This is a genomic window from Pandoraea sp. NE5 (assembly GCF_024363545.1).
Lineage (GTDB): Bacteria > Pseudomonadota > Gammaproteobacteria > Burkholderiales > Burkholderiaceae > Pandoraea > Pandoraea cepalis.
Window position 1 is genome coordinate 1,785,935 of record NZ_AP025517.1, and the last position, 12,754, is coordinate 1,798,688.

The window sequence follows — 12,754 nt, forward strand, 5'->3', positions numbered from 1 at the left end:
GGCGAGTGCCCTCGGGCACCCATGCAAGGCCGGCCGCTTTTGCGACACCCTGGCAAACGACCATGTCGATCGAACGAATTCAGCAACACTTCACGGATAGCGTCGAGACCAAGCTGGCGGCGCGCGACGCACTGCCCGAATATATCGCCGCCGCCGCGGACGTCATGTTCGAAGCGCTGTCCAACGGCAACAAGATTCTCGCTTGCGGTAACGGCGGCTCGGCCGCCGACTGCCAGCACTTCGCGGCCGAACTCGTCGGCCGCTTCGAGCGCGAGCGCCCCGAATTGCCGGCCATCGCGCTGACCACGGACTCGTCGATCCTGACGGCCATCGGCAACGACTACAACTTCGACGCCATCTTCTCGAAGCAGGTGCGTGCGCTCGGGCACGAGGGCGATGTCCTGCTCGCCATCACCACGTCGGGTAATTCCGGCAACGTGCTCGCCGCCATTGAAGCGGCGCACGAACGCGGCATGCACGTGATCGCGCTGACCGGCAAGGGCGGGGGCAAGGTCAATGCGGCGCTGGGTGAGCTGGACGTGCACATCTGCGTCCCGGCTGATCGTACCGCGCGCATTCAGGAAGTTCACCTGCTCACGATTCACTGCCTGTGCGACCTGGTCGACGCGATGCTGTTCGGCGAAGCGTGAACCTATTGCCGTCATTCGGCGTCAAGAGCATGACAGGTACTGCGCCGCGGGGGCGGGCGGTGCCGGCTGGGCGCGGCGGGGGCCGTCCCGTTCGATCATCCAACAAGGAGAATGCCCGATGAATTTCCAACGCGTGGTCAAGCCGCTCGCCGCGGCGGCGTTGATTGCTGCAACCCTGGCCGGTTGTGCCCCCATCATTCTCGGCGGTGCCGCGACCGGCGCACTCGTCGCCACCGACCGCCGTTCCGTCGGCGCGCAGACGGAAGACCGTGAAATTCAGATCAAGGCCGAAGCCAATACCGCGAATAACTTGCCAGACGCCGCCCACGTCAACGTAACGGTCTTCAACCGTCGCGTGTTGCTCACCGGCGAAGTTCCGAACGACGCCAGCAAGCAGCGCGCCGTCGAAATCGTCAAGCAGATCAGCAACGTGCGCGGCATCGTCGACGAACTTGCCATCGGACCGGCCAGCTCCTTTGGTTCGCGCTCGAACGACGCGTGGATCACCAGCAAGGTCAAGGCCAACCTGATCAACACGAAGGAAATCTCGGCCAACGTCTTCAAAGTGGTCACCGAGCGTGGCGACGTGTATCTGCTGGGCCTCGTGTCGGAAGAGGAGGGCCGCATCGCCGCCAACGTGACCAGCCGTATCGACGGGGTGCAGAAGGTCATCAAGCTGTACGAATACATCAAGCCGGAAGAGGCGCAGCGCCTCTCGACCGAGGCCTCGAAGAACCCGGCCCCGGTGACTGACGATTCGAGCGCCGCGGCGGTCACGACCACGCCGATCGACACCGAAACGGTCACGGCCAAGCCGCTGTCCTCGCCTGCGCCGATCAGCGACGCACCGATCAAGCCCGGTCCGTCGAACAAGACCGGTAACTGACGCGCGCTACCCGAGCGCCTCGGACACTGCGCGTGCGCACCCGTGCCGTTACCGGCTCAGCCGCCGACTGCCGCGATCGTCTGCCTCGTCCATCTGCGCGATGGGTGACGCCGGCCATCGCGGCGGCGCTCGTTCTGACGATCGGAACCGGGGTTGTCGCCACCGCGACGGCATGGGCGGCACCGGTATCCGGCGTGCGCGCCGCCTCCCCGGTCTACGTCGAGCCGGCGGCGCCGCAGGCGCCCCAGCCCGACTGGCAAGCCCGCGACTGGGCGATGGCGTGCATGACATGTCATAACGCGTCGGCGCCAGTGAGCACGGGCAAGGCAACGCTGCCCGCGCTGGACGGGCGCCCGGCGACGGAACTCATGTCGGCGTTGCAAGCCATGCGCGATGGGCAGCGTACCGCCACGCTGATGCCCCAACTGCTCAAAGGCTATCGCGACGACGAGTTGCGTCGCATCGCCGCGTACTTCGCCTCGCAGCCGGCGGGCAAGGGCGCGTCAGCGTCGCCGCGCACGCCTCAAACGTCTCAAACGCCTCGATAGGGCCGACACGATGCGCCGCCGCAACTTTCTTCTTGGCATGGGCTCGACGGTCGCACTGGCCGGTGTCACCCGCGCATGGGCGGCGCCGCTCTGGCCGACACCGCTCAAGACGCGTGCCCGTGTCGTTGTGATCGGCGGCGGATTCGGTGGCGCGACGGCGGCCAAGGCGTTGCGCATGCTCTCGGGCAACACGATAGACGTCACCTTGGTCGAACCGAATCCCGCCTTTGTCTCGGCCCCGTTGTCGAACCTCGTAGTGGGCGGCCACTTGCGGGTAAGCGACCTGACAGTGCCCTACGACAGGCTCGTCGAACGGCACGGCGTGGTCTGGCGACGCACACGCGCCCAGGCCATCGACGCCGCCAACCAACAGGTGCGGCTCGCCGATGGCGGTCGCCTTTCCTACGACAAGCTCATCGTCGCCCCAGGGGTGTCGCTGCGTAGGGAGGCCATTGCCGGACTCTCCGATCCCGCGGTGCGCGACGCCTTGCCGGTGGGATGGACCGACGCCCGCGAAAGCGCCGCGTTGCACGCGCGTTTGCGGGCGATGCCCGACGGTGGGGTCGTCGCCATCACGATCCCCGAGGCGCCGTTTCGCTGTCCGCCCGCGCCGTATGAGCGCGCGTGTCAGGTCGCCGCCTGGCTCAAACGTCACAAGCCGCGTGCCAAAGTGCTCGTCTTTGACACCAACGATCAGGTGCTCGCGGAAGCCGAGCAGTTTCAGGCGATTTGGGGCACCCAATATGCCGGAATCGTTGAGTATCACCCGCAGTTCAATTGCACGGAAGTCGCGGCCGATGGTGCGAAGTGGCTGGCGCGCTTCGAGCTGGGTGAGGAAATCAAGTCCGACGTGCTCAATGTCATCCCGCCGATGCGGGCGGGCGATATCGCGGTGGACAGTGGGCTGGCGACGGCCAACGGCCGTTGGTGCGACGTCGACTTTCTGACGTTTGCGTCGACCGCGCAACCCGACATCCATGTGCTGGGGGACGCCATTCAGATCGCCCCGCAGATGCCCAAGTCCGGCCATATGGCCAACCAGCACGGCAAGGTTTGCGCCGCAGCCATCGTGGCGGCCCTGTCAGGGCGCGCGGTCAACCCGGAGCCGCTTTACAGCAACACCTGTTACACGTTCGTCTCGGCGACCGAAGCGATGCACGTGGCCAGCGTTCACCGATACGACGCCGCGCAGCGCACCATGCTCCCGGTGCCGGGCACAGGTGGCGCGTCGTCGCGCGCCACACCGGACGAATTCGCCCTGGGACTCGCATGGGCACAGGGCATCTGGGCCGACACGCTGGCGTGAGTTTGTTGGAAATCAGCCTGACGTCGTCTCTTGAGACTTTTCGCGATCAGGCGCTGTGACGATCGCCGCCAGAATTGCCACGATGACGACGTAGGTAGACACGGTCGATTTCAGGTTGAATGTCTCTACCGTCAATCCGAAAATCCAGAATGCCACCACGAAGCACAATCCCAACAATGCGGCGCGTCGTCTTACCGATGAGGCACTGCGCATGGCGCAATGGAAGAGGCCGATCGGGCCAAGATAGACCAGCATTAGGGAAACCCACCCGAAAACGCCGTAATCGACCGCATACGCGATCATCTGGTTGTGCATTTCTCCTTCCCCGGCCTGTGCAGCACGGGACGACAGTTCTCCCGCTGCCTGCAAACGCGGCATGGCGAGCTTATAGCCGTTGGCACCCAGGCCCGTCCACGGCTTGCGGGCGAATTCCCGAAGACCTGTTTCCCACAATTGGAGGCGGATGCCGATCGACGTGTCCCGGTTTCCCATCTCGTAATTACGAATGTCGAACTGGGCCTGAACAATGCGCTCCTGCACGAGCGAGGACGTAAAGTACGACGCAGTGGCCGCCGCTGCGAGCAGGACGAACGCGCCGACCTTCCACTTCAGGGGGGCTGACTTGAATCTGTAGCCTAGCACGATGAGAAGCATTACCGGCAGGGCGATCCAGCCGCCGCGCGAACCCGTGAGTAACGACGCAAAAAGTCCGGCCCCCGTGCCGAGCAGCTTGAGCGCGACGATGGCGAGGGAGTCGCGGCGATGCCAGTGAAGCGACATTAAGGACATGACGCCGAAGATGAGCGCAATGTCGCCGAAATGGATGGGGTTCAGAAAGTAGCTGCCGAAACGGTCAGTGCCCCATTCGCTCGCATAGGGAAGGGTAACGAGGGTCGCAGCTAGTCCACCCAAGGCAAACGATAGATCGCTCCAGCGGAGCTTGTCACTCTGCGAGCTACGCAACGCTAGGAAGATGGGAATGGCTGCGACGAATCGCGAAGGCGAGTCGAGCGTGTCCCACGCGACTTGCCCATGAATGAGTTCGATAAGTAATGCGCAAAGTAGCGGTGCGGCCATCGACAGACATAGCACGATCTCCATTCTGGAGAGCTGGCCCACCGAAGCTAGCAGGAGCCGACGCCCCTCTTTGAACGACAGCGAGATCAGCGACAGTGCTGTGGCAAGAATCAACAGCGTGCTCGCACCACCGCGAGCGCTCAGGGAGAATGCGGGAAAAGCCAGGACGAGGCCTGCGACGGCGAGTGTGTAGATCACGGCGCCGTACGACTTGGGCCAAGGGCCAACTGGGGTACTTTTCATATGGGGGCAAAGCATGAGGCGCAACAAACACGTTGACTCGCCGGTTCTGCGGCGGCAACACCAACCCTTGCATCGCCCGTGACATTTCGTGCGCAGCGAGGTGTTGCCGGGTCCCAGAGCCATTGCGTCGCAGTTGTGCCTGTTGGCGCACAGAAGCGGTAAAGCGCAGCGGATTATATCCCATGGCGCGCAGCAGGACCTCGTCCGGCGCCTCGTGCCCCCTTACGATGCCTACCCATGCGTTTGCGGCGCGTTGATACCTCGTACGTTTGGAGTGGTTCTTCTCTAAGCGGTCCAGACCCTGTCTGGTAGTGTTCTGGTCCGAATGTTGTATAACCGCCGCATTTCACCCTGTTTCCCCTGTTGACGGGGCCTCACGCCTCTCGGTTACACTGGCCGCACGAAAAAATAAGCATTCAAGGGGCATAGGGATGGCGCATCGCCAGGGAGGAGCCCGTCTTGCGCTACGCGTTGTGCGTGGTAATTCGGTCAAGACGGCGCAAAGCCGCAGGGTCGTTCGAGTCGTCGCCGTATCGTTGTACTCCATTGGCCTGCTAAGCGTGCACAACGCCTTGGCCGACGGCAGCCCCGTGCGTGGCGACCCGCTGCAAAGCATTCCAAAAATCGAGGTGCCCAAGGCGCCCGCCGCCACCTTTCGCATTCAGCCACCGACGCAGGAAGACGCGCTCAAATCGCTGCTCGCGCGCAAGATGACCCCACAGCGTTTCGGTATCGAAGGCGTCAAGTCGTTGCCGTTCGCCGACGTGGCCGGGGTCTTCGCGCCGCTGGCGGGCAAGGAAGTGACCATTGGCGATCTGGTCGAAAAGGCCAATCAGGTCACGAAGATGTACCAGGACGCGGGCTATCTGCTGTCCTTCGCCTTCGTCCCCGCGCAAGACTTCAAAGACGGCTTCGTGCGCGTGACGATCGTTGAAGGCTACATCTCGAGCACGAAAATCACGGGCAAGCCGGGGCCGTCGGAACAGCGGTTGCGCGACATCGCTGCGCACATCGAGGCGGAACGTCCGCTCAAGCGCGCCACGTTCGAGCGCTATCTGAACCTGCTCACGCTCGTGCCCGGCATGAAGATCAAGGCCGACGTGCAACCGCCCACGCAGACCGACGGCGCGACCGAACTCTCGCTCGACGTTACGCGTCAACCCGTAGCGCTGGGCACGTCGCTCACCTATAACAACCCCGGTATTCGCGGTGTGTTCACGGTGACAAGCAACGCGCTCACCCCGCTCGGCGAACAGATTCAGCTCACGGCCATCGCCCCGAAGGGGCATAACGACGAAGAGTTCTATGCGGGGTCGTACATCCAGCCGCTCGGGTCGAACGGATTGCAGGCGCGCGTGGACGCGTCGCACTATCGCGGACAGCCAGACGATCAGGCGCTGGCCGGTCTGACGCGACACCTCGACACCAAGCGTGTCGCCGTGACCGTGTCGTACCCGATCCTGCTCAACAATCAGCGCAACCTGACGGTCAGCGGCGGCATGTACGGCGTGAATTCGCGCGATCGCTACGAAGTACCGAATTCGCCGAACAACATCAATTCGCAGACGAACGTGCGGGCCGCGCAGGTTCAGCTCTCGTACAACGAGGTCACCGAGAAGCAGACCCGCAGCGCCACGCTCGGCGTGTTCAAGGGCTTTACCGGGATGGGGGCGAGCCAGTCGTACACGACGCAGCCGGCGGGCGTCGCGCAAATACTCGGCCCCTACGATCTCGGCTTCTGGCGCTTCACGCTCGACGGCAAACAGGGGCTCGTGCTGCCGTGGGAATTCGGTGTCGTCGTCGCGGCGGGCGCGCAGTACAGTGCCAACACGTTGCCGACGTCCGAGCAGGCGACGTTCGGCGGTCAGCGCTTCGGCCTCGGCTATCCGGCCGGCGAAATCGCCGGGGACAGGGGGTGGGGGGCGTCGATCGAACTCAATCGGATGTTCCGCACCGACTTCCGCTTCCTCAAGACGATTCAGCCGTACCTGATGCTCGATACGGCGCGCGTCTATCTGAGTTCGGGGCCGTTGTTCCACAACCAGCTCGCCTCCGTGGGCCTGGGCGTGCGGGTCTCCGACAGCAAGTACTACTCGCTCGACCTGTCGGTCGCCAAGCCGATGGCCGACGCGCCGACCAACTCGCAGAGCCGTCCGCTGCGGTTCAATGCGAACTGGTCATATCAATTCGAGTAAGACGGGATGGCGATTCGTCGCCATTCCGCCATCGCTCACGGACGACGTCCGCAAAATGTCGTGCTCTGGCACGCTGTCTCCCGCCACTTTCTTATCGGGTTTTTCCCTGATGCGCCAATCCGTCGGGTCGTCGCGCATGCGGCTGCACCTGACGGTAGGCTCGGCGTTGCATGTCGCGCAAACGCATATGAGGTGGAGCGCTATATCCCTGGATATACACGGCAGCGCGTCTGACCGACGCCCAATGCGCGCCCTCCGCAACGAGACATCGGTCGCCAACGTGTTGCAGTGCAGCTTGCGTCCGACGCGCATTGTTTTGATTATCCGTATATGCGTCATTAGGCATATACGAAATTCCTTGTGCCAGCATACGAACTCAAAGACTGACCGTCATGGAAGAACTCGATCGCGTATTCGAAAAGGTGTCGCACTACTTCAGCCTGCTCTCCGAGCCAACGCGGTTGCGGATTCTGCATGCGCTGTGCGGTGGCGAACGCTCGGTGAGCGAGGTGGTGACGCAGGTGGGATCGTCGCAGACGAATGTATCGCGGCATCTCGGGGCAATGTATCAGGCGGGCGTGTTGGCACGGCGTCGCGACGGGAATCAGGTGTATTACACGATCGCGGATACCGGGGTGGTCGAGATCTGCCGCGCGGTGTGCGTGCAGGTCGCCGGCCGACTCGAGGAGGAGGCGCTGCCGGAGCGTGCCGTCGATGGCTTCATGCCACGCGCCAACTGAAGCACGCAGCAGACCGTGGCAATACCGTAGTACTGCGGCACGGCAATACCCGTAGGTCAGTGCGGCAACCAGACCGCACATATCGATTCGAACGCAAGCGGTAAGCCGTCCGTGTCCTCGCGACGCTGGCGGACGCCACAAAACGCGAGGAGACAGGGTGAGCAAGACCAGCGATAGCGCATCGCGAGCCGGCCGTTTGCGCCGGGCTCCGGAGAACTTCGTCGACAGCACGCTTGCCGACGACATTGCCCGCGACGGGTTGAATCCCACCCGGCGCAATTTCCTGCAGCGCAGCTTCCTGGCCGCCGGTGCCGCGCTCGCGGGCGGTGCGGCCTTTGCCGCCGACGCGCCCAAGACCGCCGGGGATCCGATGATTCTCGAACCGCGTCCGTGGGCCACGTCGCTCGGCCAGCCGGTCGCGGCACGTCCGTACGGCATGCCGTCGAAATTCGAAGCGAACCTGCAACGCCGTCAGTCGCCGGGACTGACGCAAACGGCGCAGGCGTCGGTGGCCTTCACGCCGCTGCAAGGTCTGTTCGGCATCATCACGCCCAGCGGGCTGCACTTCGAGCGCCATCATCAGGGCTGGCAGGAGATCGATCCAACGCAGCATCGCCTGATGGTGCATGGCCTCGTGCGCGAAGCGAAGGTGTACACGATGGACGACATCATGCGCCTGCCGTCCGTGTCGCGTATGCACTTCATCGAATGCGGCGCGAACACCGGCATGGAGTGGGGCAATGCCGCCGTGCCGACCGTCCAGTACACGCACGGCATGCTGTCGTGCTGCGAATTCACGGGCGTGCCGCTGTCGGTTCTGCTCGACGAGGTGGGCGCCGATACCAAGCGCGGCCAATACGTGCTCGCCGAAGGCGGCGACGGCTCCGGTATGACCCGAACGATCTCGATGGAGGCGGCGCTCTCCGACGTGCTCGTCGCCTGGGGTATGAACGGCGAAATGCTGCGTCCCGAAAACGGTTATCCGCTGCGGCTGGTCGTGCCCGGCGTGCAGGGTGTGTCGTGGGTGAAATGGCTGCGTCGCATCAAGGTCGGCGACGCGCCGTGGAACACCAAGGATGAAACGAGCCATTACGTCGACTTGATGCCGGACGGCCAGCATCGCCAGTACACGTCGATCCAGGAGTGCAAGTCGGTCATCACGTCGCCCTCCGGGGGACAGGCGTTGCTCGATCGCGGCTATTTCAACGTGACGGGTCTTGCGTGGTCGGGGCGGGGCCGCATCAAACGGGTCGACGTGTCGACCGATGGCGGCAAGACCTGGCGCGCGGCGCGGCTCGAATCGCCTGTGCTGCCGAAGTGCCTCACGCGCTTCAATTTCGATTGGCAATGGGATGGCTCGCCGGCGCTCCTGCAAAGCCGGGCCATGGACGAGACGGGCTTCGTGCAACCGCGTTATCGGCAACTGCGGGAAGTGCGCGGCACGAAGTCGATCTATCACAACAACGCAATCCAGACGTGGCAAGTGGCGACGAACGGGGAGGTGACCAATGTCCACGTCGATTGAACTTAAGTTGCAGCGCCCCATGCGTCGGCGCGCGCAGTCGGTGGTCCTGGCCGTGCTCTGGGTGGCCGCATTGACGCTCGCGGGCCTGACCGTCGCGGCCTGGTTCTCGGCCCCGGCGCAGGCGGCGCCGGTCCAGCCCGCCATCAAGGCGCCACCTGGGATCGGACGCGATGCCACGCCGGCGGAATTGAGCGCGTGGGACATCGACGTGCGCCCCGACTTCAAAGGGTTGCCCAAAGGACAGGGATCTGTCGCCGACGGCCAGAAGGTGTACGACGCGCGCTGCGCATCGTGTCACGGCACGTTTGGCGAGAGCAACGAGGTGTTCAATCCGCTGGTGGGGGGCACCACCGCCGACGACATCAAGACGGGGCACGTGGCATCGCTGCGCGCGAACAATCAGCCGGTGCGCACCACCTTCATGAAGGTCGATACGATCTCGACGATCTGGGATTACATCCGTCGCGCCATGCCGTGGAACGCGCCGCGTTCGCTCAAGCCCGACGAGGTATACGCGGTCACCGCCTATCTCCTGAATCTTGCGGAGATCGTGCCGTCGGACTTCGTGCTGTCGGACAAGACCATTGGCGACGTGCAGAAACTGATGCCCAATCGCAACGGGATGACGCGCGCGCATGGCATGTGGCGCGTGGGCGACAAACCGGATACTCATAACAAGGCGTGTATGCAGGATTGTCCTGAGGCTGGTATCGTGACGTCCGCACTCCCTGCGTACGCCCGCGACGCGCATGGGGATCTGGCCGCGCAAAACCGGATCATCGGTCCGGTGCGCGGAGTCGATACGAAGCTGCCGCCGCTGTCGGGCACTGCCGCGCAAAACGCGTCGGTGCGCAAGACGGCGGCCCTCGCCACGCTCGGCATGGCGAGTTCGGACGCGCCGGCCCATTCCGCCGCTGCGACGTCATCGGCAGCAACGCTTGCGGACAAGAACGGTTGTCTGGCGTGTCACGGCGTGACCGACAAAAAGATCGGACCCGCCTTCTCGGAGGTCGCCACCAAGTACCATGGGCAGCCGGATGCGGCTGAAAAACTGGTGGCGAAGATACGTGCCGGAGGCGCCGGCAATTGGGGCAGCATGCCAATGCCGCCGCAATCGCAGGTCGCCGAAACCGATATCCGTACGATGGTCGACTGGATTCTCCGTGGTGCACATTGAGCGGGCAGGAGGTTCGACGGACGCGCCGAGGGTTTCGGGCCGCCGCAGGACCCCCGTCCCCTACACAAATCGAAGGAGATACGATGAAAAAGATGCTGATCGCCGCGGCCATGCTGGCCGGCACCTCGCTGGCCCATGCCGGTGTCGATGTCGCAGCGGCGACCAAGCTCGCGGGTGCCAACGCCTGTATGGGTTGCCACGCCGTCGACAAGAAGCTGGTGGGCCCGGCCTATCAGGAAGTGGCTGCCAAGTACAAGGGTGACAAGGACGCGGTGGCCAAGCTGGTCAAGAAAGTGAAGGGCGGTGGCTCGGGGGTCTGGGGTCCGATCCCGATGCCGGCGCACCCGAACCTGTCGGATGCCGACGCCAAGATCCTCGTTGAGTGGGTTCTGGCCGGCGCCCCGGCGAAGTAACACCGGGGCAGGGGGCTCGCCGGCAGGCTGCCCGGCAGGATCGGGCGGCGGGTCAGGCGAGCGAACGGCGGCCGGTACGTGGCGGATCGATGGTCCACTTCGTATCGGCGGCCCTCAGAGAAGGAAACACACAGAGATGAACCAACAGCGACGCGACATGCTGCGGTTTTCCGCGGTAATGGGACTGGCGGTAGCCGCCGGGCTGATCAAGCCCGAAGAGGCGCGCGCGGCAGAGGCGCATTGGAACAAGGCGGCGTTCTCGACCCGGAGCGTGGCCGACACGGTCAAGGCCCTGGGTGGCACGGGCACCAGCCCGAGCGATTTGGTGGTGCTGACCGCGCCCGACATCGCCGAGAACGGAGCGGTTGTGCCGGTGGCGGTGGCGAGCAAGGCGCCGAATACGCAGATGATCGCGATTCTGATCGAGAAGAATCCGAATACGCTTGCGGCGTCGTTCGAGATTCCCGACGGTACCGAGCCGGCGGTGACCACGCGTGTGAAGATGGGCCAGACCTCGAAGGTCTATGCGCTCGTCAAGGCGGACAACAAGTACCTCGTGGCCGAGAAGGAAATCAAGGTCACGCTGGGCGGCTGCGGCGGTTAAGCGACGCATCGTAGAACAGAGGAGCCACAACATGGGTAATCCGATGCGCATTCGCGCAACCGAGGCCGGCGGTGTCGTCGAGGTCAAGGTGCTGATGAGTCACATCATGGAAACCGGCCAGCGCAAGGACGCTTCCGGTAATATCGTCCCGGCACACTTCATCCAGAACGTCACGGTGACTTGCAACGGGAAGACGGTGCTGTCGGCCGAATGGGGCCCGGCGGTGTCGAAAGATCCGTTCATGGCGTTCAAGTTCAAGGGCGCCAAGAAGGGCGACAAGGTCACGGTCATGTGGGTCGACAACAAGGGCGACTCGCGGACCGACGAGACGGCCATCGCCTGACGGGCGAACGTCGGCAGACGTGCGGCGGCGCGTCATAGGCGCTGCCACGCGAATCCGGCCGGGTGGGACGGCGTGAAGCGAAATCCGCGCCGTGCAGTGTGCAAGCACGAGCGCTCTCGGGAGATTCCCCGTTGCGCGGACCAACCCCACGAAGAGGAGATCGAGATGAACGAGGCGCAACATAGCGCACGGGCGAGCCAACGAAAGAGCACGGCAGGAGACGCAGCGTGGCTGCGACGGACTGTGCTCGGCGGCGTGCTCGTCATCGCGGGCGTCAGTGCCCCCGCATTCGCTGCAGAAAGTTCGACGGCCGACGCCATCGCGCAATATCGCGAGATGCTCGCCGACGGCAATCCAGCAGAACTCGTCGAGATGCGCGGCGAGGAACTCTGGAAGACACCACGCGGCCCGAACAACGTATCGATGGCGCAGTGCGACCTGGGGCTTGGCGCGGGTGTCGTCAAGAACGCCTACGCGCAACTGCCGCGCTACTTCCCCGACACGAAACGCGTGCTCGATGCCGAGTCGCGCATCGTCGAGTGCATGGTGCATCTGCAGGGCTTCAAGCGCGCGGACGTCATCAAGCAACCGTTCTCCAAGGAAGGGCAGGATCCGACCGATCTCGAAGCGCTCACCGCCTATGTGGCGGGTCAGTCGCGCGGCGCCGTCATTCACGTGTCGCAGGCGCACAAGGAAGAGAAGGACGCCTACGCGCGCGGTCAGAAGATCTTCTACTACCGTTCCGGTCCGTACGATTTCTCATGCGCGTCGTGCCACGGGGCGGATGACAAGCGTATCCGTCTTCAGGATCTGCCGAACCTGACCAAGCCCGCGGCGGCGCGACAGGCGTTTGCGACGTGGCCGGGCTATCGTGTCTCGCAGGGTGCGCTGCGCACGATGCAGTGGCGGATGAACGATTGCTTCCGCCAGCAGCGCATGCCGGTGCTGAATTACGGCTCGCAGGCGTCCATTGACCTGATTACCTTCCTCGGCGTGATGGCCAATGGCGGCAAGATGGACGCCCCTGGCCTGAAGCGCTGACCGATT

The 12,754-nt window shown here is 64.0% G+C and carries 13 protein-coding genes; 12 read left to right on the forward strand and 1 reads right to left on the reverse strand.

From position 1 onward, the window contains the following. Nucleotides 1-62 precede the first annotated feature (62 nt). The 4 genes from PanNE5_RS08130 (at nt 63) to PanNE5_RS08145 (ending at nt 3,390) form a co-directional block, all read left to right on the forward strand. Entirely contained in the window at nt 63-650 is a 588-nt protein-coding gene (locus PanNE5_RS08130) for a phosphoheptose isomerase (RefSeq protein ID WP_017233586.1), read from the forward strand. A gap of 118 nt (nt 651-768) precedes the next feature. Then, complete coding sequence (locus tag PanNE5_RS08135) at nt 769-1,536, forward strand: BON domain-containing protein (protein ID WP_017233585.1); 768 nt, start codon at nt 769-771, stop codon at nt 1,534-1,536. 32 nt (nt 1,537-1,568) lie between these two features. Then, nucleotides 1,569-2,084, forward strand: coding sequence for a c-type cytochrome (locus tag PanNE5_RS08140; protein WP_261939593.1), 516 nt, complete (start codon nt 1,569-1,571; stop codon nt 2,082-2,084). A 10-nt stretch (nt 2,085-2,094) separates the two neighbouring features. Further along, nucleotides 2,095-3,390, forward strand: a complete 1,296-nt coding sequence (locus PanNE5_RS08145; protein ID WP_261939594.1) for an NAD(P)/FAD-dependent oxidoreductase — start codon at nt 2,095-2,097, stop codon at nt 3,388-3,390. 12 nt (nt 3,391-3,402) lie between these two features. Here the strand turns inward: PanNE5_RS08145 and PanNE5_RS08150 are convergent, their stop codons facing one another. Then, entirely contained in the window at nt 3,403-4,665 is a 1,263-nt protein-coding gene (locus PanNE5_RS08150) for an O-antigen ligase family protein (RefSeq protein WP_157211435.1), read from the reverse strand. 605 nt (nt 4,666-5,270) lie between these two features. On the opposite strand from PanNE5_RS08150, the gene PanNE5_RS08155 reads away from it, so the two are divergent. The 8 genes from PanNE5_RS08155 (at nt 5,271) to soxA (ending at nt 12,748) form a co-directional block, all read left to right on the forward strand. Continuing rightward, on the forward strand, nt 5,271-6,905 hold the full coding sequence (locus tag PanNE5_RS08155) for a ShlB/FhaC/HecB family hemolysin secretion/activation protein (RefSeq protein WP_261939595.1): 1,635 nt from the start codon (nt 5,271-5,273) through the stop codon (nt 6,903-6,905). Between the two features lie 392 nt (nt 6,906-7,297). After that, nucleotides 7,298-7,645, forward strand: coding sequence for an ArsR/SmtB family transcription factor (locus tag PanNE5_RS08160; protein ID WP_017233580.1), 348 nt, complete (start codon nt 7,298-7,300; stop codon nt 7,643-7,645). Between the two features lie 157 nt (nt 7,646-7,802). Next, on the forward strand, nt 7,803-9,170 hold the full coding sequence (gene soxC / locus PanNE5_RS08165) for a sulfite dehydrogenase (RefSeq protein ID WP_017233579.1): 1,368 nt from the start codon (nt 7,803-7,805) through the stop codon (nt 9,168-9,170). Continuing rightward, on the forward strand, nt 9,154-10,347 hold the full coding sequence (locus tag PanNE5_RS08170; RefSeq protein WP_017233578.1) for a c-type cytochrome: 1,194 nt from the start codon (nt 9,154-9,156) through the stop codon (nt 10,345-10,347). Before soxC ends, PanNE5_RS08170 begins: the two co-directional genes overlap by 17 nt. 83 nt (nt 10,348-10,430) lie before the next feature. Further along, nucleotides 10,431-10,760 (forward strand): c-type cytochrome, encoded by a 330-nt coding sequence (locus PanNE5_RS08175; RefSeq protein WP_017233577.1) that lies wholly within the window; start codon nt 10,431-10,433, stop codon nt 10,758-10,760. Between the two features lie 136 nt (nt 10,761-10,896). Then, a complete protein-coding gene (gene soxY, locus PanNE5_RS08180; RefSeq protein WP_017233576.1) occupies nt 10,897-11,364 on the forward strand; it encodes a thiosulfate oxidation carrier protein SoxY in 468 nt (155 codons plus the stop codon). Between the two features lie 31 nt (nt 11,365-11,395). Then, nucleotides 11,396-11,707, forward strand: coding sequence for a thiosulfate oxidation carrier complex protein SoxZ (gene soxZ, locus PanNE5_RS08185; RefSeq protein ID WP_017233575.1), 312 nt, complete (start codon nt 11,396-11,398; stop codon nt 11,705-11,707). Between the two features lie 165 nt (nt 11,708-11,872). After that, the gene (soxA, locus tag PanNE5_RS08190) at nt 11,873-12,748 is read left to right on the forward strand and encodes a sulfur oxidation c-type cytochrome SoxA (protein ID WP_083902279.1); all 876 of its coding nucleotides are present in this window, start codon (nt 11,873-11,875) and stop codon (nt 12,746-12,748) included. The last annotated feature ends 6 nt before the right edge of the window (nt 12,749-12,754 follow it).